Below are 22247 nucleotides of genomic sequence, written 5' to 3'. Positions count from 1 at the left end.
GTCCCGGAGTGTGCACCAAGCGGGGAAACCCTTTTTTGGTGCAACAGCCATGACGGCGGCATGCTGCAGCGCACCATGCTAGCATCGCCCTCCCTTTTTTCGGCTCTGCCTCCTTGGCTCTTGGGTTCCGGGCGGGCCTTTCTCGACGCGCATGAGCAAGACTTCCCTGGGCAAAAGCAAGATCAAGTTCCTCCTGCTCGAAGGCATCCATCCTTCGGCGGTCGAGGTGCTGAAGGCCGCTGGCTACACCAACGTCGAAACCCTGTCCGGCGCCTTGCCGGACGCCGAGCTCAAGGCGCGCATCGCCGACGTGCACTTCCTCGGCATCCGGTCGCGCACGCAGTTGACCGCCGAGGTATTCGCCGTCGCCCAGAAGCTCGTGGCCGTGGGTGCCTTCTGCATCGGCACGAACCAGATCGACCTCGATGCGGCGCGCGAGCATGGTGTCGTCGTCTTCAACGCGCCTTTCTCGAATACCCGCTCCGTGGCCGAGCTGGTCCTGGCGGAGGCCATCCTGCTCCTGCGCGGCGTGCCCGAGAAGAGCGCCGTCGCGCACCGCGGCGGCTGGCTCAAGTCGGCGGACAACGCGTTCGAGATCCGCGGCAAGACGCTGGGCATCGTGGGCTACGGTTCGATCGGCGCGCAGCTTTCGGTGCTGGCGGAGGCGCTGGGCATGCAGGTCGCCTTCTTCGATGTCGTGACCAAGCTGCCGCTGGGCAATGCAAGGCAGGTGCGGGATCTGAACGAACTGCTCGCCCAGAGCGACATCGTGAGCCTGCACGTTCCCGAGACACCGGCGACGCAGTGGATGATCGGCGCCGCCGAGATCGCCGCCATGAAGCCCGGGGCCATCCTGATCAACGCCTCGCGCGGCACCGTGGTCGAAATCGAGCCGCTGGCTGCGGCGCTCAAGGACAGGAAGCTGCTGGGCGCGGCGATCGATGTCTTTCCGGTCGAGCCGCGAACCAACAAGGATGAGTTCCAGTCGCCGCTGCGCGGTCTGGACAACGTGATCCTCACGCCGCACATCGGCGGCTCGACCATGGAGGCGCAGGCCAACATCGGGCTCGAAGTTGCCGAGAAGCTGGTCAAGTACAGCGACAACGGCACGTCGACCTCGTCGGTCAACTTCCCGGAAGTGGCGCTGCCGGCGCATCCGGGCAAGCACCGGCTGCTGCACATCCACCGCAACGTGCCGGGCGTGCTGTCGGAGATCAACCGGATCTTCTCGGACAACAACATCAACATCGCCTCGCAGTACCTGCAGACCAACGAGAAGGTCGGCTACGTGGTGACGGACATCGATGCAGCCTCGTCCGACCTCGCGCTGGAAAAGCTCGCGAAGGTGCCCGGGACCATCCGCAGCCGGGTCTTGTTTTGATCACCCCCAGCCTCGCCCACTTCGTGTGGCTCTGACAACCCCTTTCAGGGGGCGACCCCTGTGGCCCGGCAAAGCCGGTTCCGCGGGGTTCCTGGTCTCCGATGTGCCGGTCTCCGGCCTCAAAACCCGGGCAAAGCGCGGCGTGGCCACTGGCTTTAAAATCTGCGCCCCTGGTTCAGGGGCGCGCAGCGCCCGACCGAGGCCAACTCCCCGATGAATGCTCCGACCGCGTTGACGGCGTTGTTGTCGCAGGCCGCAGAGCCCGCGCGATTGCGTGAGATCCCCTACAACTACACCAGCTTCTCCGATCGCGAGATCGTGATCCGCCTGCTCGGCGAGCGGGGCTGGGAACTGCTGCAAACCCTCCGGTCCGAACGCCGCACTGGCCGCTCGGCCCGCATGCTCTACGAGGTGCTCGGCGACATCTGGGTGGTGCAGCGCAATCCCTACCTGGTCGATGACCTGCTGGACAACCCGCGCCGGCGCGGCCAGCTCGTGGACGCGCTCAACCACCGTCTTTCCGAGGTCCAGAAGCGCCGCACGCCCGACAGCGATCCGCAGCGCGACGCGCTCGTGGGCGAGCTGGTCGACCTCGCCGTCCGCGCCATCGCCGCCTTCGACGCCCTGTTTCGAGACGTCGCGGCCCTGCGCCGCAAGGCCACGCGCCAGCTCCGCCGGCTGACCGCCAAGGACAACATCAAGTTCGACGCGCTGTCCCGCGTCTCGCATGTGACCGATGCGACCGACTGGCGGGTCGAGTACCCCTTCGTCGTGCTCACGCCCGATACCGAGGCCGAGATGGCCGGCCTGGTCAAGGGCTGCATCGAGCTGGGCCTGACCATCATCCCGCGTGGCGGCGGCACCGGCTACACCGGCGGCGCGATTCCGCTGACGTGGAACAGCGTGGTCATCAACACCGAGAAGCTCGAATCGATGACCGAGGTCGAGATGGTCTCGCTGCCAGGCCTCGAAGCACCGGTGCCGACGATCTGGACCGAGGCTGGCGTCGTCACGCAGCGGGTGGCCGATGCGGCCGAGCGCGCGGGCTTCGTCTTCGCGGTCGATCCCACCTCCGCCGAAGCCTCGTGCGTGGGCGGCAACGTGGCGATGAACGCCGGCGGCAAGAAGGCGGTGCTCTGGGGCACGGCGCTCGACAACCTCGCCTCGTGGCGCATGGTGACGCCGCAGGCCGAGTGGCTCGAAGTCACGCGCGTCGGCCACAACCTCGGCAAGATCCACGACGCCGAAAGCGCGATCTTCGAGCTGCAGTACTTCGCAGCCGATGGCAAGACCGCGTTGCGCGCCGAGCGGCTGGAAATCCCCGGCAAGACCTTCCGCAAGGAAGGCCTCGGCAAGGACGTGACCGACAAGTTCCTCTCGGGACTGCCTGGCATCCAGAAGGAAGGCTGCGACGGCCTGATCACCAGCGCGCGCTGGGTGGTGCATCGCATGCCGGCGCACACCCGCACCGTCTGTCTCGAATTCTTCGGCAACGCCAAGGACGCGGTGCCGAGCATCGTCGAAATCAAGGACTTCATGTTCGCCGAACAGGACCGCTCCGGCGTGCTGCTCGCGGGCCTGGAGCATCTGGACGACCGCTACCTGAAGGCGGTCGGCTATGCGACCAAGTCGAAGCGCCATGGCGGCGGACTGCCGAAGATGGTGCTCTTCGGCGACATCGCCGGCGACGACGCCGATGCCGTGGCGCGCGTGACGTCCGAAGTGGTGCGCATCGCCAACTCGCGCAGCGGCGAAGGCTTCATTGCCATCAGCCCAGAGGCGCGCAAGAAGTTCTGGCTCGACCGCAAGCGCACCGCCGCGATCAGCCGCCACACCAACGCCTTCAAGATCAACGAAGACGTGGTGATCCCGCTGCCGCGCATGGCCGAGTACACCGACGGCATCGAGCGGATCAACATCGAACTCTCGCTGCGCAACAAGATCGCGCTCGCCGACGAGCTCGAAGCGTTCCTGGCGCGCGGCAACCTGCCGCTCGGCAAGAGCGACGACGCGAACGACATCCCCACGGCCGAGCTGCTGGAAGACCGCGTGGCGCAGGCCATCGCGCTGGTGGCCGAGGTGCGTGCGCTGTGGCAAGGCTGGCTCGACAACGTCGACTCGCTGTTTCCGCAGTTGCAGGACCATTCGCTGCGCGCGAGCTGGAAGACGCAGATTCGTGAGCCGCTGGCGTCGATCTTCACCGGCGCCGAGTTCGCACCGATCCTGGCCGAATGCCAGGCCATCCACAAGCGCGTGCTGAAGGGCCGCGTGTGGGTCGCGCTGCACATGCATGCCGGCGACGGCAACGTGCACACGAACATCCCGGTCAACAGCGACAACTACGAGATGCTGCAGACCGCGCACGAGGCCGTCGCCCGCATCATGGTGCTGGCGCGCAGCCTCGACGGCGTGATCTCGGGCGAGCACGGCATCGGCATCACCAAGCTCGAATTCCTGAGCGAAGACGAGCTGGCGCCCTTTGCGGACTACAAGCGCCGGGTCGATCCGGAAGGCCGCTTCAACAAGGGCAAGCTGCTGCGCGACAACGCAGGTTTCGCGCAGGGCGGACGTGCGCTGCATGCCGACCTGACCAATGCCTACACGCCGAGCTTCGGCCTGATGGGGCACGAGTCGATCATCATGCAGCAGAGCGACATCGGCGCGATCGCCGACAGCGTGAAGGACTGCCTGCGCTGCGGCAAGTGCAAGCCGGTGTGCGCGACGCATGTGCCGCGCGCCAACCTGCTCTATTCGCCGCGCAACAAGATCCTGGCGACCTCGCTGCTGGTCGAGGCCTTCCTCTATGAAGAGCAGACGCGGCGCGGCGTGAGCATCAAGCACTGGGAAGAGTTCGAGGACGTGGCCGACCACTGCACGGTCTGCCACAAGTGCCTGACGCCGTGCCCGGTGAAGATCGACTTCGGCGACGTGTCGATGAACATGCGCAACCTGCTGCGCAAGATGGGGCAGAAGTCCTTCCGGCCCGGCAACGCGGCGGCGATGTTCTTCCTCAACGCCACGAACCCGCAGACCATCAAGGCGATGCGCACCGGCATGGTCGACATCGGCTTCAAGGCGCAGCGCCTGGCCAACGACGTGCTGCGCGGCCTCGCGAAGAAGCAGACCGCGGCGCCGCCGGCCACCCTCGGCCCGGCGCCCATCAAGGAACAGGTGATCCACTTCATCAACAAGAAGATGCCCGGTGGATTGCCCAAGAAGACCGCGCGCGCCTTGCTCGACATCGAGGACGCCGACTACGTGCCGATCATCCGCGACCCGAAGGCGACCACGCCCGACACGGAGGCGGTGTTCTATTTCCCGGGCTGCGGCTCGGAGCGCCTGTTCTCGCAGGTGGGCCTCGCGACGCAGGCGATGCTGTGGCACGCCGGCGTGCAGACGGTGCTGCCGCCGGGCTACCTGTGCTGCGGTTATCCGCAGCGCGGCAGCGGACAGTACGACAAGGCCGAGAAGATGATCACCGACAACCGGGTGCTCTTCCATCGCGTCGCGAACACGCTCAACTATCTCGACATCAAGACGGTGGTGGTGAGCTGCGGGACCTGCTACGACCAGCTCCAGGGCTACCAGTTCGACAAGATCTTCCCGGGCTGCCGCATCGTCGACATCCACGAGTACCTGCTCGAAAAGGGAATCACGCTCGGCGATGCGGGTGGCGCGGGTTATCTCTATCACGACCCGTGCCACACGCCGATGAAGCTGCAGGAGCCGATGAAGACGGTGAAGGCGCTGGTCGGCGACAACGTGCTCAAGAGCGACCGCTGCTGCGGCGAATCGGGCACCCTTGGCGTGACGCGGCCGGACATCTCGACGCAGATCCGCTTCCGCAAGGAAGAAGAGCTGCAGAAGGGCGAGTCGGCGTTGCGTGCGTCCGGCAAGATCGCACCGGAAGGCAACGTGAAGATCCTCACGAGCTGCCCGAGCTGCCTGCAGGGCCTGAGCCGCTACGGCAACGACCTGAACAACGGCCTGCTCGAAGCCGACTACATCGTGGTCGAGATGGCCAACAGGCTCCTCGGCGAGAACTGGATGCCCGACTACGTGGCCGCCGCGAACCAGGGCGGCATCGAGCGCGTGCTGGTATGACGATGAAGCGCGTCGAAGGTTGCCCGTTGTGCGACGAGACCGGCGGGAGGCTGGTCCACGAAGCGGCGAAGTTCCGCGTGATCCATGCAGCGGAAGCGGGCTTTCCCGCGTTCTATCGCGTCGTGTGGAAGGAGCATGTCGTGGAGTGGTCCGATCTCTCTTCGGCGGATCGGAGCCTCTGCATGGAGGCCGTCGCGGTCGTCGAGCAGTGCCTGCGCGATGCGCTGGCGCCGACCAAGATCAATCTCGCAGCACTCGGCAACATGGTTGCGCATCTTCATTGGCATGTGATCGCGCGCTTCGACTGGGACACGCGCTTTCCCGCGCCGGTGTGGGCGCCAGCGCAGCGCGAACGCGATGCCGCGCGCGAAGCGTCCGTCGAGGCCGCGCTGCCCGCGGTGGAGCGCGACATGGTCCAGCGCCTTTCGAGCAGGAGTTTCTGATGGCAGGTTTGCAGGCAGGCGCGCCGACGCCGCAATCGATCACCGTGCACAACCGCTCGCGCGTGCTGGAGATCGGCTTTTCCGACGGCGCGGTCTTCAGGATCCCCTTCGAGCTGATGCGCATCTATTCGCCATCGGCGGAAGTGCAGGGCCACGGCCCGGGCCAGGAAATCCTGCAGACGGGCAAACGCAATGTCGACCTGCTGGACCTTCAGCCGGTCGGCAACTACGCGGTCCAGCCCTCCTTCAGCGACGGCCACGACACCGGCATCTATTCCTGGGACCTGCTGTACGACCTCGGCGCCCGTCAGGACGAACTGTGGACCGAGTACGAGAAGCGCTTGGCCGCCGCCGGCGTCGATCGCGATGCACCGATGCCCGAGAAGGGCGGACACGCCTGCGGCAGCCACTGAGACGGTGGGAAATGCCCGGTGTCCCCACGGGGTCGTCGGCGCAGGGTGAACGCTTCCGGCCTAACATCGGAGGCATGGCGCTGCGCCGGGCCGCCCCAAGCAAGCCCGCGCCGCAGTGCGCAGCACGAAGGCTATTGAATGACTACCACCCACTTCGGATTCGAATCGGTCGAAGAGAGCGACAAGGCACGCCGCGTGCGCGGCGTGTTCGACTCGGTTGCCTCGCGCTACGACCTCATGAACGACCTCATGTCCATGGGCCTTCACCGGGCATGGAAGGCCTACACCGTCATGGTGGCCAATGTGAGTGAAGGCTCGAAGGTGCTCGACATCGCGGGCGGCACCGGCGACCTCGCCCTGGCTTTTGCCAAGAAGGTCGGCGCCACCGGACAGGTGGTCCACACCGACATCAACGAGGCCATGCTGCGCACCGGGCGCGACCGTCTGCTGGATGCCGGCGTCGTGCTACCCACGACGGTCTGCGATGCCGAGAAGCTGCCTTTTCCCGACAACCACTTCGACGTCGTCACCGTCGCGTTCGGCCTGCGCAACATGACCCACAAGGACCTCGCGCTGAAGGAAATGAACCGCGTGCTGAAGCCGCGCGGCAAGCTCCTGGTGCTCGAGTTCTCGAAGGTCGCCAAGCCGCTGCAGAAGGCCTACGACTGGTATTCGTTCAGCGTGCTGCCCCGCCTGGGCAAGGTCGTCGCGGGCGACGATGCCAGCTATCGCTACCTCGCCGAGTCGATCCGCATTCATCCCGGCCAGGAAGAACTCAAGACCCTCATGAAGGAGGGCGGTTTCGGGCATGTGGACTATCACAACCTGACTGGCGGTGTCGTTGCCCTGCATGTTGGAATCAAGTGTTGAACCTGAGTTGTTTGTTTGCCGTAGAGGAGACGTCATGAAGAATTTGTGGTCCGTCATGCTGGTGTGTGCGCTGGCCGTTGTGAGCATCGATGCCGACGCTGCACGCATGGGCGGCGGCAAATCGTTCGGCAAGCAGTCGAGCAATGTGACCCAGCGCGAAGCGACGCCGCCGGCAGCACCGGCACAGTCCGGTGCGCCCGCCCAGAACGCGAACAATGCCGCGGCCAAGCCGGCACCAGCGGCGCCGCAGACCGCACCCGCCGCGCCGAAGCGGCCGTGGGCCGGCATCCTCGGCGGCCTCGCCGCCGGCCTGGGCCTCGCCTGGCTCGCCAACTCCCTGGGCCTTGGCGCGGCCTTCGGCAACTTCCTGCTGATCCTTCTTCTGGTGGTTGCGGGGGTGGTCGTGTGGCGCATCTTCGCGTCGCGGTCGCGAGGCGCATCGGCCCCGCGCGCCGGCGGTTTTGCATTCCAGGGCGCGGGAAGCCCGTCGGAAGCTACGGCACCTGCGCAGTACAGCCCCAAGAACGTCGGCAACGATGCATCGGCCCGTCCCTGGGAGCGGAATCACGTGGCCTTCGAACCCACGCCGGCGAAGCCGGAGCATCCGGCCGGTTCGTCGATGGCAGGTGCGGCCGCAGCCGGGGGCAGCATGATCGGTTCGGCCCTCGCCGGTTCGCAGTCCTGGGGTATTCCGGCGGGCTTCGATATCGACGGTTTTCTTGCGGCCGCCAAGCGCAACTTCGTGACCCTGCAGGACGCCTGGGACCGCGCCGACATCAGCTCGCTGCGTTCGATGATGACCGACGAGATGATCGGCGAGATCCGCCAGCAGCTGGCCGAGCGCGAGAGCCACACCGGTGGCCAGTCGAACAAGACCGAGGTCGTGATGCTCGACGCGAAGCTGCTGGGCATCGAAGAGCTGCCGGATGCCTATCTGGCGAGCGTCGAGTTCTCCGGAATGATTCGCGAAGACGTCTCCGCCGGCCCGAGCCCGTTCCGCGAAGTCTGGAACATGACCAAGCCCACCAATGGCGGGGGCTGGCTCGTGGCGGGCGTTCAAGCGCTGCAGTAAGCCCTTTTCCGGGGGCTTCGAGCCCGATAATGGGGACATGGTTACACCATCGTCCCCTTTTTCTTTTCTTGACGACCTGTTCAATCGCGTCGGCAGCCGCATGCAGCCGCCGGATTGGGCGATTCGCGAAATCCAGCACCGGACGGTGCTTTTCCTGAACCACGTGCTTCAACAGGAGCCCGAGGCCCAACAGCGGCTGATGCGCCAGCAGGGCAGGGTGGCACTGTTCCAGTGGCGCTTCGTGACGATGAAGTTCGTCGCGACGCCCGCCGGCCTGCTGGATCTCGCACCCGAAGGCGCCGAGCCCGAACTCACATTGAGCGTCACCGAGGAATCCCCTTTCGGCCTGGCGCGGGCCGCGTTCAGCGGCGAGAAGCCGGCGGTTCGCATCGAAGGCGACGTGCAGCTGGCCGCGGAGGTCAACTGGCTCGTCGACCACGTGCGTTGGGATGTCGAGGACGACCTGGCACGCCTGATCGGCGACGTGCCGGCACACACGATCGCGACCGGCGCGCGTCGGGCGGTGGACGCGCTGCGCCGCTTTGTCGGCGAGCGTTCCGGCAAGGCCGGCGGCTCCGCGGGCGCCGAATGAGGCGTATCTATCGCGGCATCTTCATCGTCTGGGTCGCGCTTCGCTACGGCCTCGACGAACTCGTTCTCACCAGCTTCCAGAAGCCCTGGCTGCGCGTGGTGGCGCGGATCGTCTCGGTCGGGCGCAATCTCGATGCCCCGCGCGGCCAGCGCCTGAGGGAAGCCCTGGAGCGGCTCGGGCCGATCTTCGTGAAGTTCGGCCAGGTGCTGTCGACCCGCCGCGACCTGCTGCCGCCCGACATCGCCGACGAACTTGCCTGGCTGCAGGACCGGGTGCCGCCGTTCCCGTCGAAGGTGGCCATCGCGACCATCGAGCGCGCCTTCCGGCGGCCCGTGGGCGAGATCTTCGAGGAGTTCGACGAAACGCCGGTGGCCAGCGCCTCGATCGCGCAGGTGCACTTCGCGACCCTGCGCGTGCCCGACGGCTCCGTGCGCGAAGTCGCGGTCAAGGTGCTGCGTCCGGGCATGCGCGACGTCATCGAGAAGGACCTCGCGCTCATGGCCGTGATGGCCGGGTGGGTCGAGAACCTCTCGTCCGACGGCAAGCGGCTGAAGCCGCGCGAGGTGGTCGGCGAATTCGACAAGTACCTGCACGACGAGCTCGATCTGGTGCGCGAGGCGGCCAATGCGGCCCAGCTCCGCCGCAACATGGACAAGCTCAACCTGGTGCTGATCCCGGAGATGTTCTGGGACTTCTGCCACCCGGAAGTGATCGTGATGGAGCGCATGAAGGGCGTGCCGATCGCGCAGCTCGACCGCCTGCGCGCGGCCGGCGTGGACATCCCGAAGCTTGCGCGCGACGGCGTCACGATCTTCTTCACGCAGGTCTTCCGCGACGGCTTCTTCCACGCCGACATGCATCCGGGCAACATCCAGGTGAGCCTGGCGCCCCAGACCTTCGGCCGCTACGTGTCGCTGGACTTCGGGATCATCGGCACGCTGACCGAGTCCGACAAGGAGTACCTCGCACAGAACTTCGTGGCCTTCTTCCGCCGCGACTACAAGCGCGTGGCCGAGCTGCACCTGGAAAGCGGCTGGGTGCCGCTGGGCACCCGCATCGACGAGCTCGAAGCCGCGATCCGCACGGTCTGCGAGCCCTACTTCGACCGGCCGCTCAAGGAAATCTCCCTCGGCATGGTGCTCATGCGGCTCTTCCAGACCTCGCGCCGCTTCCATGTCGAGATCCAGCCGCAACTGGTATTGCTGCAGAAGACGCTCCTCAATATCGAGGGGCTGGGCCGGCAGCTCGACCCCGAGCTGGACCTCTGGAATACCGCCAAGCCCTTCCTCGAGAAGTGGATGAGCGAGCAGATCGGCCCGCGCAAGCTGTTGGAGCAGCTGAAGGCCGAAGCACCACGCTACGCCAAATTGCTGCCCCAGCTGCCGCGCCTCATGCACGATTTCCTGGAAAATCGCCCCGCCGACCACCGGCGCGAACTGCTGGAGCTCCTGGCCGCCCAGAAGCGGACCAACCGCCTCCTGCAGGCGATCATCTACGGTGGCATAGGTTTTGTATTGGGATTGCTTGCGATGCAGGTGCTGGTGCGCGTGCGTCTTTTCTGATCTATTGGAGAACTCGCTGTGCTGTTGACCCTGGTCATCGCCTACCTGCTCGTCACCATCGCCATCGGCCTGTACGCGGCCAGGCGAGTCAAGAACACCACGGACTTCGCGATCGCGGGGCGCCACCTGCCGCTCTACATGATCGTGACCACGACCTTCGCGACGTGGTTCGGGTCGGAGACGGTGCTGGGCATCCCGGCCAAGTTCATCGAGGGCGGCCTGAACGGGGTCATCGAGGACCCCTTCGGCGCCGGCACCTGCCTGATCCTGGTCGGGCTTTTCTTCGCCGGCAAGCTCTATCGCATGACGCTGCTCACCATCAGCGACTACTACCGCGAGCGCTACGGGCGATTCATCGAGATCGCGTGCTCGCTGATCATCATGCTGAGCTATCTGGGCTGGGTGTCCGCCCAGGTCACCGCGCTGGGGCTGGTGTTCAACGTGCTGTCTGGCGGTGCCATCGGGGTGCCGATGGGCATGGTGATCGGCGTGGTCTCGATCCTGGCCTATACGCTCTTCGGCGGCATGTGGTCGGTGGCGGTGACCGACTTCATCCAGATGATCATCCTGGTGCTGGGCCTCGCCGTGATCGCGACGTTCGCGGGCAACATGGCCGGGGGCGCGGAAAAGGTGGTCGAGTTCGCGGTCAGCAAGGACCTCTTCAAGTTCTGGCCCGAGCCGACGCTCAAGGACATGATCTTCTTCTTCGCGGCCGCGATCACGATGATGCTGGGCTCGATCCCCCAGCAGGACGTGTTCCAGCGCGTGATGTCGGCCAACAGCACCCGGGCGGCGACGCTCGGGCCGGTGATCGGCGGCGTGGCCTACATCCTGTTCGCGTTCGTGCCCATGTTCCTGGTGGCGAGCGCGCTGCTGATCATGCCGACCGAGACCGCGACGCTGCTCAAGGAAGATCCGCAGAAGGTCCTGCCCACGCTGGTGCTCGAGAAGATGCCCTTCGTGATGCAGGTGTTCTTCTTCGGGGCGCTGCTCTCGGCGATCAAGTCGACCGCTTCGGCAACGCTCCTGGCGCCGAGCGTCACCTTCACCGAGAACATCTGGCGCCAATTCCGCCCGGCCGGCAGCGACCGCTCGAATCTCATGACGATGCGCCTGACCGTGCTGGTGTTCAGCGTCTGCGTGCTCGCCTACGCGATCCGCATGCAGGGGACGCCGATCTACGAACTCGTGTCCGGCGCCTACCAGGTGCCGCTCGTGGGGGCGTTCGTGCCGCTCGTGTGCGGGCTCTACTGGCAGCGCGCCTCCACGCAGGGCGCCGTTGCCGCGGTGGTGCTGGGCATCGGCGTGTGGCTGCTGTTCCTCGCGACGTCGTGGAGCGGTGTGTTCCCGGCGCAGCTGGCGGGCCTGCTGGCTTCCTTCACCGGGATGGTGGTGGGGTCGCTGGCGCCGCAATGGGTGGCCAACACGCGCACGCCGCACCGGCCTCTGGCGGCCGACCCCGCCTGATCCATCCGGCGCCCGGCGCCCGGCCAAGGGGGTGGCGCCTCTATAATCGAGGGCTTTGCAAGCGGCCGCCGGCCGCTTCTTTCGTTCCCCACCCCATGCCTATCTACGCATACAAGTGCAGCGCCTGCGGCTTTGCCAAGGATGTGCTGCAGAAAATGTCCGATGCTCCCCTGACGGAGTGCCCGACTTGCGGCGCTGATGCGTTCAGCAAGCAAGTGACCGCTGCCGGATTCCAGCTCAAGGGCTCCGGTTGGTACGTCACCGATTTCCGCGATGGCGGCAAGTCTGGCGGCGGCAAGTCCGGCGGCGACAAGCCCTCCGTCAGCTCTCCCTCCGACGGCGCTTCCGCCAAGCCGGCCGAGGCTCCCGCGAGCGCACCAGCGGCCGCGCCTGCGCCTGCCGCGGCGCCCGCGCCCAGCGCGGACTGAGGCTGCACCCCGCCATGCTCGCCCTGCGCAAATGGCTGCTGTCCGGCTTGCTGGTCATCGTTCCGCTGGCCATCACGCTGGCCGTGCTGAACTGGATCATCGGCACGCTCGACCAGACGCTGTGGCTGTTGCCGGAGGACTGGCAGAAGTACCTCAGCGAGCACAAGGTGCGCGGCCTCGGCGTGCTGCTGACGCTCGCCATCCTGCTCAGCGTCGGCGCGGTTGCGAGCAATTTCGTCGGCAAGCGCCTGCTGGGCTGGGGTGACGCGGTGGTTCGCCGCATCCCCGTGGTGCGGTCGATCTACTCCAGCGTCAAGCAGGTCTCCGACACGCTGTTCTCCGAGAACGGCAATGCATTCCGTACCGCCGTGCTGGTCCAGTGGCCGCGTGAGGGTGTCTGGACGATCGCCTTCGTGACCGGCACCCCCGGCCAGGAGGTCGTCGAGCAGCTGGGCGGCGGCGAGTATCTCGGCGTGTACGTGCCGACGACGCCCAACCCGACGGGCGGCTATTTCGTGATGCTCAAGCGCAGCGACTGCATCGAACTCAGGATGAGCGTGGACGACGCGCTCAAGTACATCGTCTCGATGGGGGTCGTCGTTCCCGGCGGCCCTGCAGCGATCGCGATCAAATAAACGCGCCCACGGGCGCCGGAATTCATCTATGGCCATGCGTACAAACTATTGCGGTCTCGTGACCGAAGCCCACCTGGGGCAAACCGTCACCCTTTGCGGCTGGGTGAATCGCCGCCGCGACCATGGGGGCGTGATCTTCATCGATCTGCGCGACCGCGAGGGCTATGTGCAGGTGGTGTGCGACCCGGATCGCGCCTCCACCTTCGCAACGGCCGAGGGCCTGCGCAACGAGTACTGCCTGCAGATCACCGGCCTCGTTCGCGCGCGCCCCGAGGGCACGACCAACGACAACCTCAAGAGCGGCAAGATCGAAGTGCTGTGCCACGAGATGAAGGTGCTCAATCCTTCCGTGACGCCGCCGTTCCTGCTCGACGACGACAACCTGTCCGAAACCACCCGCCTCACGCACCGCGTGCTCGACCTGCGCCGTCCCGCGATGCAGCGCAACCTGATGCTGCGCTACAAGGTGACGATGGAGACGCGCAAGTTCCTGGACGCCAACGGCTTCATCGACATCGAGACCCCGATGCTCGGCAAGTCCACGCCCGAAGGCGCGCGCGACTACCTCGTGCCCAGCCGCGTGCACGACGGCAGCTTCTTCGCGCTGCCGCAGTCGCCGCAGCTCTTCAAGCAGCTGCTGATGGTGTCGGGCTTCGACCGCTACTACCAGATCGTCAAGTGCTTCCGCGACGAAGACCTCCGCGCGGACCGCCAGCCCGAATTCACGCAGATCGACATCGAGACCTCGTTCATGGCCGAGGAAGAGATCCGCGAGATGTTCGAAGGCATGATCCGCAGGGTGTTCCGTGCCGCGGCCGAAGTCGAGCTGCCGCCGTTCCCGGTCATGAGCTATGGCGACGCCATGTTCAAGTACGGCTCCGACAAGCCCGACCTGCGCGTCAAGCTCGAGTTCACCGAACTCACCGAGGTGATGCGCAACGTCGAATTCAAGGTGTTCGCTCAGGCGGCCAGCATGGCCGGCGGCCGCGTCGTGGCCCTGCGGGTGCCGGGCGGCGGCGGAGAGGGTGGCCTCTCGCGCGGCGATATCGACGCCTACACCGAATTCGTCAAGATCTATGGCGCCAAGGGTCTGGCCTACATCAAGGTCAACGATGCCGGCAAGGGCCGCGACGGTCTGCAGAGCCCGATCGTCAAGAACCTCGATGACGCGTCGCTGGCCGAGATCATTGCCCGCACGGGTGCGCGCAATGGCGACATCCTGTTCTTCGGCGCCGACAAGGCCAAGGTCGTCAACGACGCAATCGGCGCGCTGCGCGTCAAGATCGGCCACAGCGCCTTCGGCAAGAAGGCCGGCCTGTTCGACGACCGCTGGGCGCCGCTGTGGGTCGTCGACTTCCCGATGTTCGAGTTCGACGAGGAAGGCCAGCGCTGGTCGGCGGTGCACCACCCGTTCACCGCGCCGAAGGATGGTCACGAAGACCTCATGGATTCGGCCCCCGAGAAGTGCATCGCCAAGGCCTACGACATGGTGCTCAACGGCATCGAGATGGGCGGCGGCTCGGTCCGTATCCACCGCGAGGAAGTGCAGAGCAAGGTCTTCCGTGCGCTCAAGATCAGCGCCGAGGACGCCCAGAACAAGTTCGGCTTCCTGCTGGACGCGCTGCAGTACGGCGCCCCGCCGCACGGCGGCATCGCGATCGGCCTCGACCGGCTCGTGATGCTCCTGAGCGGCGCCGAATCGATCCGCGACGTGATCGCCTTCCCGAAGACCCAGCGCGCGCAGGACCTGCTTACGCAGGCGCCGAGCCCGGTCGACGAGAAGCAGCTGCGCGAACTGCACATCAAGCTGCGCAACCCGCAACCTGCGGCATAAAGTGACCCCCAGCCTCGCCCACTTCGTGTGGCTCTGCACCCCCTTAAAGGGGGCGCACCCAGCGGCCCGGCGAAGCCGGTTCCGCGGGTGCCCGCGAAGGGGCCTGCTGCGCGGCCTTGGCTCTCATGGCTCGCGGGCCGCATAAGGCGCGGCGAGAGACCGACGGGGCTTGACCATGCGCGCCTGGAAGATCCCCGAGTCGGTGCTGGTCGTGATCCACACGCCGGCACTCGACGTACTCCTGATCCGCCGTGCCGACGCAGAGGATTTCTGGCAGTCGGTCACCGGCAGCAGGAATTCCGAACACGAGCCGCTGGCCATCACCGCCGCCCGCGAGGTGGCCGAAGAAACGGGCATCGACTGCGGCGAAGGCTCCGCACTGGCTGCGCAGCTGGTCGACTGGGGGCTCGAGAACATCTACGAGATCTACCCGCGCTGGCTCTCCCGCTACGCGCCGGGCGTGACGCACAACACGGAGCACCTCTTCGGCCTGTGCGTTCCAGATCGCCTGACGCCGCGGCTCGACCCGCGCGAGCACACGGACTGGCGCTGGCTGCCTTATCGCGAGGCGGCCGACGCCTGTTTTTCGCCATCGAACGCCGAGGCGATCCTGCTCCTGCCACAATTTGCGCGATGAATCCGCAGGCGAACACCCTCCGCGTGGCCACCTACAACATCCACAAGGGTGTGCAAGGCATCGGGCCGGCGCGTCGCCTCGAAATCCACAACCTCGGCCACGCCATCGAGCAGCTCGACGCGGACATCGTGTGCCTGCAGGAAGTCCGCAAGATGAACCGCCAGGCCGCGATGCGGTTTCGTCATTGGCCCGAGTTGCCTCAGGCCGACTTCCTGGCGCCTGAAGGCTATACGGCCGTCTATGAAACCAATGCGATCACCAAGCACGGCGAGCACGGCAACGCGCTCCTGACGCGCTGGCCGGTGCTCCGCAAGACGCACCAGGACATTTCGGACCATCGCTTCGAGCAGCGCGGACTGCTGCATGTCGTGATCGAAGTCGACGGCCGGCCGGTGCACGCCATCGTGGTGCACCTGGGGCTGATCAAGGGCAGCCGTATCCGGCAGGTGGCCCAGCTGCGGGAGTTCGTCGAGCGCGAGATTCCCCCAGATGAGGCATTGGTGGTGGCTGGCGACTTCAATGACTGGGGCGCGCGCATGCGCTACGCGATGAACGCGATGGGCATGCGGGATTCGAGCGACCTGCGCGGCCCGCGCATCCTGACCTATCCGTCGCGGCTGCCCGTGACCCAGCTCGATTTCATCTACGGACGGCGGCTCGCACCGGTTGCCTGCTCGGTGCCGCGCGGTCCGATCTGGGCGCGGATGTCCGACCACCTCCCGCTGGTGACGGACTTTTTGCTATCGAAACAGTAGCAACAACCATCGGCGGGTAGGGCGCTGTAGGGCTAATTGGCCGGCGACCATTCGCTGTTAGGATGCTTGAATGCTTAGGACCATCGACGCCGCACGGCGCCCCGTGGAAGGGGATGAAGACGAGGGCACACCCGTGTCCATGAAGATTCGCGAGCGCCTGCTGGCCGCGCGACGACGCTTCAACGCCAACGACAACATCGCCGAATTCATCGAGCCGGGCGAGCTCGAGCATCTGCTCGACGAAGTCGAGCACAAGATGAAGGACGTGCTCCGCAGCCTCGTGATCGACATCGAGAACGACCACAACACGGACAACACCGCCCGGCGCGTGGCCAAGATGTACCTGCAGGAGGTGTTCAAGGGCCGCTACGTGAACCAGCCCTCGCTCACCGAGTTCCCGAACGCGGAGCATCTCAACGAGCTGATGATCGTCGGGCCGATCACGGTGCGCAGCGCGTGCTCGCACCATTTCTGCCCGATCATCGGCAAGCTGTGGATCGGCGTCATGCCCAACGAGCAGACGAACGTGATCGGCCTGTCGAAGTACGCACGCCTCGCCGAATGGGTGATGGGCCGTCCGCAGATCCAGGAAGAGGCCGTCGTCCAACTCGCCGACCTGATCCAGGAAAAGACCCAGCCGGACGGACTCGCGCTGGTCGTAGAGGCGGAGCACTTCTGCATGCAGTGGCGCGGCGTCAAGGAGATGGACAGCAAGATGATCAACTCCGTGATGCGCGGCGTGTTCCTCAAGGACCCCAACCTGCGCCGCGAATTCCTTTCCCTCCTTCCGCGCCAGCGCTGATCATCATGCTCGTACGTCTTCTCTACGTCAGCCGCGCTGTGGATACCAGCCAGGAGGCCATCGACGCGATCCTGGCCCAATCGCGTTCGCACAACACGGCATGCGGCATCACCGGCATCCTCTGCTACGGCGGCGGCGTGTTCCTGCAGGCCATCGAAGGCGGCCGCATGGCGATCAGCGAGCTCTACGGCCACATCCAGCGGGACCCGCGCCACAAGGACGTCGTGCTGCTGCACTACGAAGAAATCTCGGAGCGCCGCTTCGGTGGCTGGACCATGGGGCAGGTCAACCTGTCGAAGCTCAATGCCTCGACGCTGCTGAAGTATTCCGAGCGGCCGGAGCTCGATCCGTACTCGGTCTCGGGCAAGGTCTCGCTGGCGCTGCTCGAAGAGCTGATGGCCACCGCTGCCATCGTCGGGCGGCACTGAATCTCCCGTGTCCAACGCCGCACAGGCCGCGGCGTCTCGAGGGCGCCACGTGCTTCTGATCGGCTGCGATTTTTCGAGCGCGCCCACCTCGCGCAAGCCCATCGTGGTCGCCCTCGGCTCCGCGAGCGACGGGCGGGTCGCGCTTCACGGCTTCGAGTGCTTCGCGTCGCTCGATGCGTGGGGTTGCTGGCTCGCCGAGACGCCGCAGTGGATCGGCGCCTTCGACTTTCCGTTCGGTCTGCCGCGCGAACTGGTGGTCGATCTGGGCTGGCCTTCGGAGTGGAAGTTGCTCATCGAGCACTATGCCGCCATCGATCGATCGACGATCCGCGACACCTTCGCAGCCTTCTGCGCTGCCCGTCCGTCGGGCAGCAAATTCGCGCATCGCGCGACGGATCGTCCCGCGGGTTCCAGCCCGTCGATGAAGTGGGTCAATCCGCCGGTGGCGTTCATGCTCCATGCCGGCGTGTCGCGCCTGATCGCCGCGGGCGCCTCGCTGCCCGGCCTGCATGTGGCGGCCGAAGGCGGCAGCCGGATCGCACTGGAAGGCTATCCGGGTCTGCTGGCGCGCGAACTGGTCGGCCGCCGCAGCTACAAGAGCGACCAGGTTGCCGCACAGACGGCGCAGCGCCGGCTCGTCCGCAACGACCTGCTCGCAGCCCTGGAGAGGGGATCGTCGCGCCTTGAACTTCGGCTGGTGGTGCCCGGCGATCTGCGGGAGCGTCTCCTGGCCGATGCCAAGGGGGACCACATCGATGCCGTGCAATGCCTCGTCCAAGCCGCCTGGGCTGCGGCTCGCCGAACGAGCGAAGGCCCGGGCTACGGGCTGCCATCCACCGTCGATCCGCTCGAAGGCTGGATCGTCACGGCCTGAGGGTGCGCTCCTACACCGGTTCGCGCTCATGCCGGCGCTCGGCCGCGCTTCTGCTGAGTAGATTGGGAAACGTGGTTCGAGCGAACCATCTGTGAACCTCCATCAACTCGCAAAGGAAGCATCATGAACAAGGATCAAGTCTCAGGCCGCGCGGAAGAAGCCAAGGGCAAGCTGAAGGAAGCGGCGGGCAAGGTGGTCGGCAGCGAAAAGCTGAAGGCCGAAGGCCAGGTGGACCAGGCCGCCGGCAAGGTGCAGAAGACCTACGGCGACGCCAAGGAGCAGGCCAAGGACGCGCTCCGTGACGCGGACAAGCCCTGACCGGCCGCACACAAGAAAGCCCGGCATGCCGGGCTTTCTTGTGTGGCGTGCAGGATGCCAACTGGGCGCTTCAGTGACCGAGCCAGTCCCTGAGTTCGTCCGCGTGCTCTTCCTCGTCGGTGAGGATTTCCTCGAGCATTCGGCGTGTAGTCGGGTCCTTGTCGCCGATCAGCGCGATCATCTGGCGGTAGGTCTCCACCGCGATGCGCTCGGCGACGAGATTGGCGCGCACCATGGCCTGCAGATCCATCGATTCATCGTATTCCGCGTGACTGCGGTCGAGCAGCGTCTTCGGGCTGAAATCCGGCTCGCCGCCGAGTTGCACGATGCGCTCGGCAATCTTGTCCGCGTGCGCGGATTCTTCGTTCGCATGGACCAGGAACTCGTCGGCGATGGCCGGCGAGGCCTCCCCATTGGCCGTGAAGTAGTGGCGCTTGTAGCGCAGCACGCACACGAGCTCGGTGGCGAGCGCATCGTTCAGGAGTTTGACGATGTCGTCGCGCCAGGGGCCGTAGCTGGGCGTCACCGCGCCCTCGTCGAGGTCCTTGGAGGCCGCGGCGTCGATGGCTGTTTGATCCAGCACGAGGCGGTCGGGGCGTTCTTTGACGGCGGTATTCATGGGGCATCCTTTCGTGGGTTGGCGGTTTTCTTCATCAACGTGGTCACGAGGTCGGCCACGTCCGATGTCTTGAGCACGGCGGCGAGGATCGCGGTGATCGACAACAGCCGCCAGGGCCTGATCAGCACGACGAGCGCCCCCGTTGCAGCCGCTGCCGCCATGAGCTTCGCCGGCTCCTCGCGCGCGTAGCGTTCGAGCACCGGCAAGGCAAGCTGGCCCGCCGCGTTGGCCGGGTGGCGGCGCCACCACCGCCGCACCACACGCCCGGCCACTTCGCTCCATGCAATGCCCGGTCGCCCGTTCACGCGTTGCGGCGACTCGTCGGGCGCCGCATCGAGCCAGTCCGCGGACGGATCGTCCTTGTCCCCCTGGAGTTGCGCGATCAACGCCCGGCGCGACAGCGAGAGGCGCTGCTGCGGCGTGAGCTGTTCGTGCTCAGTGCTCATGGCGTTCTCCGGCGAGATGGAGCGCATGGATGTCGGCCTCGACCTGTGCCCGCAGCTCCGCGAAGCCATGGAGATCGCGCTGGCGGGATGCGTAGAGCGCGCAGAGAAGTGCGATCAGCATCGCCGCGCCGGGAACCGCCACGAGGGTCCAGTGGAATCGCTCGTGCATCGCCCCGAGCATGACCGCCACGCCGATGAGGCCGAGCGCCAGCATGACGCTCACCACGGCCAGGACGCCCGCGACCATTCGGGCGATCAGGCTGCGGCTGGCCTCGTGCGCTTCTTCGCGAAGGAGCGCGCCATAGTTGGCCAGATGATCGGCGATCAGCTCGGGATGCCCGAGCACCGTGGAATAGATGGGATGAAGCATGGTGCCGGGCAGTTGAGGCTCGCTGCGAGCCGCCGATGAACGTCAGGGACTGGAGATCAATAGTCGTCCCCGCGGCGGCTTGCGAGCACGATGAGCGCCGTGATGGCTGCGCCGGCTGCGGCAGCGATGAGCACCGAGCGCATCGGCTGATCGGCGATGTACTTGCCGGTCACGTCGGCCGCCTGTTCGAGGCGGCGCTGCGCGCGGGCACTGGTGGTCGATGCCGCATCCAGACCGCGCTGGACGGCCTGCTGGACACGGGCCGCGAGCTGTTCCACGGCAGGCTCTGCGTCATGGCGGAGTTCGCGCACCTTTTCTCCCGCCGCGTTTACGGCGTTCTGCGCATAGGCTCGCGTCGTGTCGATCGCATCGGTTGCGGTCTGGCGCGCGTCATCGGCCAGTTGCTGGGGAGTCTTGATGGTCGTGTTCATGAAAAAAATCCTTCCGGGAAATGGGTTGCGAGGACCTGCTCATCGTACCGACGCTACCCGCGTCGTATCAAGCCCGCGATGAAACTTGCCAGCGCGAGGACCAGGAAGATGATGAAGAGGATCTTGGCGATGCCCACGGCACTTGCTGCGATGCCGCCGAATCCGAAAATGGCTGCGATCAGGGCTATGACCAGGAACACGACTGCGTAATGCAACATGCTTGACTCCTTTGATGTGGCCGCGTTGATGTGAAAGCGCGCTCTCGGGAACACGCTTGCATCAACGTTAAGAGTCGCTCCGCGTCGAACCTGTCAGCAGTGGCGTGCGCGAGGCGTAGGAGACGGCCGAATGCCTTGGCGGCCCGTGCGGGCAGCTTGCCATGGGCTCACGCGACGGCGGCAGATGGAACCGGGTTGGCCGGGAGGACCGCACTCAATCGAGTGCCCTGGCCCTGCTTGGATGTGACGGTGAGCCGGCCCTTGGCCGCTTCCACGCGATGGCGCATGCCGGCAAGGCCATGGCTCGAAGGCCGATGGTGCTGCGGGTCGAAGCCCTTGCCGTTGTCGGTCACTTCGACGACCACGTGATTGCCGTAGTTCTTCATGACGATGCTGGCCTCGGTCGCCTGCGCATACTTGACGATGTTCGTCAGGCCCTCCTGCACCATCCGGTAGACAGTGAGCTGGTTGGCCTCGTTCAACTCCACCGGCTCGAGCACCATCTCGATCTCGATGTTCGAGCGCTCCGCGAATTCGCGGCCCAGGATCTCCAGCGACGCGACCAGCCCGAGGTTGGACAGCGACGAAGGCCGCAGGTCCTCGATGATGCGGCGCTTGAGCGCAATGCCGCTGTTGAGAAGGTCGTTGAGGTGCTGTAGCCGCTGGATCGCATCGGGCAGTTCGGTCATGCGCGACTTCAGCCGCGCCACATCGAGCTTGGCGGCGGTGAGCAGCGAGCCCAGCTCGTCATGCAGTTCGCGCGCGAGAAAGCCGCGTTCGGTCTCGCGCACCTGCTGCAGGTGGGTCGCGAGTTCGGCGAGCGTCGCGGTGCGCTCGCGCACTTCGTCTTCCAGCGCATTGCGCTCGAGTTCGAGGGCCTGCTGCTGCCGCTCTCCGACCTGTCGCAACGCGTGGGTCTGTCTCAGGTAGAGGTAGAACGCGACGAGCGCGGCGAGCGCGACGATGGCGATGCCGATGCGCGCGAAGCGCAGCGACTTCACGACCTGGAGCTGTCCACGCGTGAGTTCGTCACTGCTGAGCGCGACGAGGTCGCCGACCTCGTTGCGGATGGCGTCCATCTCTTCGCGGCCGACATCGGTCGTGATGACGAACTTCCAGGCATCCTCGTTCCCGCTCTGCCGCAGCCGCACGCTCACGTCCATCTCGGAAAGCTTCTTCGAGACGTGCTTGGCGAGCTGATTCAGCTGCGCGAGCTGCGTCGGCCGTTTCGCGTAGAGCAGTTGCAATGCGGCAAGATGCCCGTCGACCTGCTTCACCGCGGCGTCGTAAGGTTCGCGATATCGGGGCTCGCCTGTCAGCAGATAACCGCGCTGGCCCGTTTCTGCATCGAGGATGTTCTGAAGCATGAGGTTGAGCACGACGCGTGCACGCTGCGCATCGCTCACTTCCTCGAGGGCCTGGCGGGATTGGCGATAGCCGGCTTCGTTGATGCCCACGAGCACGAGCGCGGCGAGGGTCGCCAGCGTGAGGCTCAGCGCCATCTTCGGGAAAGCTAGCCAGCGCATGGGGTCTCCGAGCGGTGCCGAG

Annotated in this window: 24 protein-coding genes; 18 read left to right on the top strand and 6 right to left on the bottom strand. The window is 65.9% G+C overall.

The window, feature by feature from the left end:
- Positions 1-151 precede the first annotated feature (151 nt).
- From serA to WKW77_RS21955, 18 genes are all read left to right on the top strand, one after another.
- On the top strand, positions 152-1381 hold the full coding sequence (serA, locus tag WKW77_RS22040; RefSeq protein ID WP_340359017.1) for a phosphoglycerate dehydrogenase: 1230 nt from the start codon (positions 152-154) through the stop codon (positions 1379-1381).
- Positions 1382-1594: 213 nt separating this feature from the next.
- Positions 1595-5485: a DUF3683 domain-containing protein gene (locus WKW77_RS22035; protein ID WP_340359016.1), complete on the top strand. Its 3891-nt coding sequence runs from the start codon at positions 1595-1597 to the stop codon at positions 5483-5485.
- Positions 5482-5928, top strand: a complete 447-nt coding sequence (locus WKW77_RS22030; protein WP_340359015.1) for an HIT family protein — start codon at positions 5482-5484, stop codon at positions 5926-5928. Before WKW77_RS22035 ends, WKW77_RS22030 begins: the two co-directional genes overlap by 4 nt.
- Positions 5928-6341, top strand: a complete 414-nt coding sequence (locus tag WKW77_RS22025) for a gamma-butyrobetaine hydroxylase family protein (protein WP_340359014.1) — start codon at positions 5928-5930, stop codon at positions 6339-6341. Before WKW77_RS22030 ends, WKW77_RS22025 begins: the two co-directional genes overlap by 1 nt.
- A gap of 138 nt (positions 6342-6479) precedes the next feature.
- Complete coding sequence (gene ubiE / locus WKW77_RS22020; RefSeq protein ID WP_340359013.1) at positions 6480-7211, top strand: bifunctional demethylmenaquinone methyltransferase/2-methoxy-6-polyprenyl-1,4-benzoquinol methylase UbiE; 732 nt, start codon at positions 6480-6482, stop codon at positions 7209-7211.
- Between the two features lie 34 nt (positions 7212-7245).
- A complete protein-coding gene (locus WKW77_RS22015) occupies positions 7246-8283 on the top strand; it encodes a Tim44 domain-containing protein (RefSeq protein ID WP_340359012.1) in 1038 nt (345 codons plus the stop codon).
- A gap of 37 nt (positions 8284-8320) precedes the next feature.
- The gene (locus tag WKW77_RS22010) at positions 8321-8875 is read left to right on the top strand and encodes a ubiquinone biosynthesis accessory factor UbiJ (RefSeq protein ID WP_340359198.1); all 555 of its coding nucleotides are present in this window, start codon (positions 8321-8323) and stop codon (positions 8873-8875) included.
- Positions 8872-10437 carry a ubiquinone biosynthesis regulatory protein kinase UbiB gene (ubiB, locus tag WKW77_RS22005; RefSeq protein WP_340359011.1) on the top strand — a complete coding sequence of 522 codons (1566 nt, stop codon included), beginning with the start codon at positions 8872-8874 and terminating at the stop codon, positions 10435-10437. The genes WKW77_RS22010 and ubiB overlap by 4 nt, the downstream gene beginning before the upstream one ends.
- 18 nt (positions 10438-10455) lie before the next feature.
- Positions 10456-11904, top strand: a complete 1449-nt coding sequence (locus WKW77_RS22000; RefSeq protein WP_340359010.1) for a high affinity choline transporter 1 — start codon at positions 10456-10458, stop codon at positions 11902-11904.
- A gap of 95 nt (positions 11905-11999) precedes the next feature.
- Positions 12000-12332 carry an FmdB family zinc ribbon protein gene (locus WKW77_RS21995; RefSeq protein WP_340359009.1) on the top strand — a complete coding sequence of 111 codons (333 nt, stop codon included), beginning with the start codon at positions 12000-12002 and terminating at the stop codon, positions 12330-12332.
- 14 nt (positions 12333-12346) lie between these two features.
- Entirely contained in the window at positions 12347-12967 is a 621-nt protein-coding gene (locus WKW77_RS21990; protein WP_340359008.1) for a DUF502 domain-containing protein, read from the top strand.
- A 28-nt stretch (positions 12968-12995) separates the two neighbouring features.
- Positions 12996-14801: an aspartate--tRNA ligase gene (gene aspS / locus WKW77_RS21985; RefSeq protein ID WP_340359007.1), complete on the top strand. Its 1806-nt coding sequence runs from the start codon at positions 12996-12998 to the stop codon at positions 14799-14801.
- A gap of 175 nt (positions 14802-14976) precedes the next feature.
- On the top strand, positions 14977-15438 hold the full coding sequence (gene nudB, locus WKW77_RS21980; protein ID WP_340359006.1) for a dihydroneopterin triphosphate diphosphatase: 462 nt from the start codon (positions 14977-14979) through the stop codon (positions 15436-15438).
- Positions 15435-16193: an endonuclease/exonuclease/phosphatase family protein gene (locus WKW77_RS21975; RefSeq protein WP_340359005.1), complete on the top strand. Its 759-nt coding sequence runs from the start codon at positions 15435-15437 to the stop codon at positions 16191-16193. Before nudB ends, WKW77_RS21975 begins: the two co-directional genes overlap by 4 nt.
- A 70-nt stretch (positions 16194-16263) precedes the next feature.
- Entirely contained in the window at positions 16264-16995 is a 732-nt protein-coding gene (gene folE, locus WKW77_RS21970; RefSeq protein WP_340359004.1) for a GTP cyclohydrolase I, read from the top strand.
- 5 nt (positions 16996-17000) lie between these two features.
- Positions 17001-17423 (top strand): BLUF domain-containing protein, encoded by a 423-nt coding sequence (locus WKW77_RS21965; protein ID WP_340359003.1) that lies wholly within the window; start codon positions 17001-17003, stop codon positions 17421-17423.
- 7 nt (positions 17424-17430) lie between these two features.
- Positions 17431-18297 carry a DUF429 domain-containing protein gene (locus WKW77_RS21960; protein WP_340359002.1) on the top strand — a complete coding sequence of 289 codons (867 nt, stop codon included), beginning with the start codon at positions 17431-17433 and terminating at the stop codon, positions 18295-18297.
- 123 nt (positions 18298-18420) lie between these two features.
- Entirely contained in the window at positions 18421-18615 is a 195-nt protein-coding gene (locus tag WKW77_RS21955; RefSeq protein WP_340359001.1) for a CsbD family protein, read from the top strand.
- Between the two features lie 70 nt (positions 18616-18685).
- On the opposite strand, the gene WKW77_RS21950 is transcribed toward WKW77_RS21955, so the two are convergent.
- The 6 genes from WKW77_RS21950 to WKW77_RS21925 form a co-directional block, all read right to left on the bottom strand.
- The gene (locus tag WKW77_RS21950; RefSeq protein ID WP_340359000.1) at positions 18686-19234 is read right to left on the bottom strand and encodes a ferritin-like domain-containing protein; all 549 of its coding nucleotides are present in this window, start codon (positions 19232-19234) and stop codon (positions 18686-18688) included.
- The gene (locus WKW77_RS21945) at positions 19231-19680 is read right to left on the bottom strand and encodes a hypothetical protein (RefSeq protein ID WP_340358999.1); all 450 of its coding nucleotides are present in this window, start codon (positions 19678-19680) and stop codon (positions 19231-19233) included. The genes WKW77_RS21950 and WKW77_RS21945 overlap by 4 nt, the downstream gene beginning before the upstream one ends.
- On the bottom strand, positions 19670-20050 hold the full coding sequence (locus WKW77_RS21940; RefSeq protein WP_340358998.1) for a hypothetical protein: 381 nt from the start codon (positions 20048-20050) through the stop codon (positions 19670-19672). The genes WKW77_RS21945 and WKW77_RS21940 overlap by 11 nt, the downstream gene beginning before the upstream one ends.
- Before the next feature lie 56 nt (positions 20051-20106).
- Positions 20107-20481: a hypothetical protein gene (locus tag WKW77_RS21935; RefSeq protein WP_340358997.1), complete on the bottom strand. Its 375-nt coding sequence runs from the start codon at positions 20479-20481 to the stop codon at positions 20107-20109.
- 53 nt (positions 20482-20534) lie between these two features.
- On the bottom strand, positions 20535-20699 hold the full coding sequence (locus WKW77_RS21930; RefSeq protein WP_093163713.1) for a DUF1328 domain-containing protein: 165 nt from the start codon (positions 20697-20699) through the stop codon (positions 20535-20537).
- 167 nt (positions 20700-20866) lie between these two features.
- Positions 20867-22225, bottom strand: coding sequence for a CHASE3 domain-containing protein (locus WKW77_RS21925; RefSeq protein ID WP_340358996.1), 1359 nt, complete (start codon positions 22223-22225; stop codon positions 20867-20869).
- Between the last annotated feature and the right edge of the window lie 22 nt (positions 22226-22247).

It is taken from the genome of Variovorax ureilyticus, from assembly GCF_037889935.1.
Lineage (GTDB): Bacteria > Pseudomonadota > Gammaproteobacteria > Burkholderiales > Burkholderiaceae_C > Variovorax > Variovorax ureilyticus.
Note: the sequence above shows the minus strand (reverse complement) of the source record. Positions and strands in the feature narration are given on the sequence as shown.

What these genes read in the sequence shown, in the direction of transcription:
- ubiB (WP_340359011.1), top strand. Translation starts at nt 8,872, where the DNA reads ATGAGGCGTATCTATCGCGGCATCTTCATCGTCTGGGTCGCGCTTCGC.
- serA (WP_340359017.1), top strand. Translation starts at nt 152, where the DNA reads ATGAGCAAGACTTCCCTGGGCAAAAGCAAGATCAAGTTCCTCCTGCTC.
- WKW77_RS21940 (WP_340358998.1), bottom strand. Translation starts at nt 20,050, where the DNA reads ATGCTTCATCCCATCTATTCCACGGTGCTCGGGCATCCCGAGCTGATC.
- WKW77_RS22035 (WP_340359016.1), top strand. Translation starts at nt 1,595, where the DNA reads ATGAATGCTCCGACCGCGTTGACGGCGTTGTTGTCGCAGGCCGCAGAG.
- WKW77_RS21965 (WP_340359003.1), top strand. Translation starts at nt 17,001, where the DNA reads ATGCTCGTACGTCTTCTCTACGTCAGCCGCGCTGTGGATACCAGCCAG.
- ubiE (WP_340359013.1), top strand. Translation starts at nt 6,480, where the DNA reads ATGACTACCACCCACTTCGGATTCGAATCGGTCGAAGAGAGCGACAAG.
- WKW77_RS21990 (WP_340359008.1), top strand. Translation starts at nt 12,347, where the DNA reads ATGCTCGCCCTGCGCAAATGGCTGCTGTCCGGCTTGCTGGTCATCGTT.
- WKW77_RS21925 (WP_340358996.1), bottom strand. Translation starts at nt 22,225, where the DNA reads ATGCGCTGGCTAGCTTTCCCGAAGATGGCGCTGAGCCTCACGCTGGCG.
- nudB (WP_340359006.1), top strand. Translation starts at nt 14,977, where the DNA reads ATGCGCGCCTGGAAGATCCCCGAGTCGGTGCTGGTCGTGATCCACACG.
- WKW77_RS22025 (WP_340359014.1), top strand. Translation starts at nt 5,928, where the DNA reads ATGGCAGGTTTGCAGGCAGGCGCGCCGACGCCGCAATCGATCACCGTG.
- WKW77_RS22010 (WP_340359198.1), top strand. Translation starts at nt 8,321, where the DNA reads ATGGTTACACCATCGTCCCCTTTTTCTTTTCTTGACGACCTGTTCAAT.
- WKW77_RS21930 (WP_093163713.1), bottom strand. Translation starts at nt 20,699, where the DNA reads ATGTTGCATTACGCAGTCGTGTTCCTGGTCATAGCCCTGATCGCAGCC.
- WKW77_RS21995 (WP_340359009.1), top strand. Translation starts at nt 12,000, where the DNA reads ATGCCTATCTACGCATACAAGTGCAGCGCCTGCGGCTTTGCCAAGGAT.
- WKW77_RS21935 (WP_340358997.1), bottom strand. Translation starts at nt 20,481, where the DNA reads ATGAACACGACCATCAAGACTCCCCAGCAACTGGCCGATGACGCGCGC.
- WKW77_RS21945 (WP_340358999.1), bottom strand. Translation starts at nt 19,680, where the DNA reads ATGAGCACTGAGCACGAACAGCTCACGCCGCAGCAGCGCCTCTCGCTG.
- WKW77_RS21950 (WP_340359000.1), bottom strand. Translation starts at nt 19,234, where the DNA reads ATGAATACCGCCGTCAAAGAACGCCCCGACCGCCTCGTGCTGGATCAA.
- aspS (WP_340359007.1), top strand. Translation starts at nt 12,996, where the DNA reads ATGGCCATGCGTACAAACTATTGCGGTCTCGTGACCGAAGCCCACCTG.
- folE (WP_340359004.1), top strand. Translation starts at nt 16,264, where the DNA reads ATGCTTAGGACCATCGACGCCGCACGGCGCCCCGTGGAAGGGGATGAA.
- WKW77_RS22015 (WP_340359012.1), top strand. Translation starts at nt 7,246, where the DNA reads ATGAAGAATTTGTGGTCCGTCATGCTGGTGTGTGCGCTGGCCGTTGTG.
- WKW77_RS22030 (WP_340359015.1), top strand. Translation starts at nt 5,482, where the DNA reads ATGACGATGAAGCGCGTCGAAGGTTGCCCGTTGTGCGACGAGACCGGC.
- WKW77_RS21975 (WP_340359005.1), top strand. Translation starts at nt 15,435, where the DNA reads ATGAATCCGCAGGCGAACACCCTCCGCGTGGCCACCTACAACATCCAC.
- WKW77_RS21955 (WP_340359001.1), top strand. Translation starts at nt 18,421, where the DNA reads ATGAACAAGGATCAAGTCTCAGGCCGCGCGGAAGAAGCCAAGGGCAAG.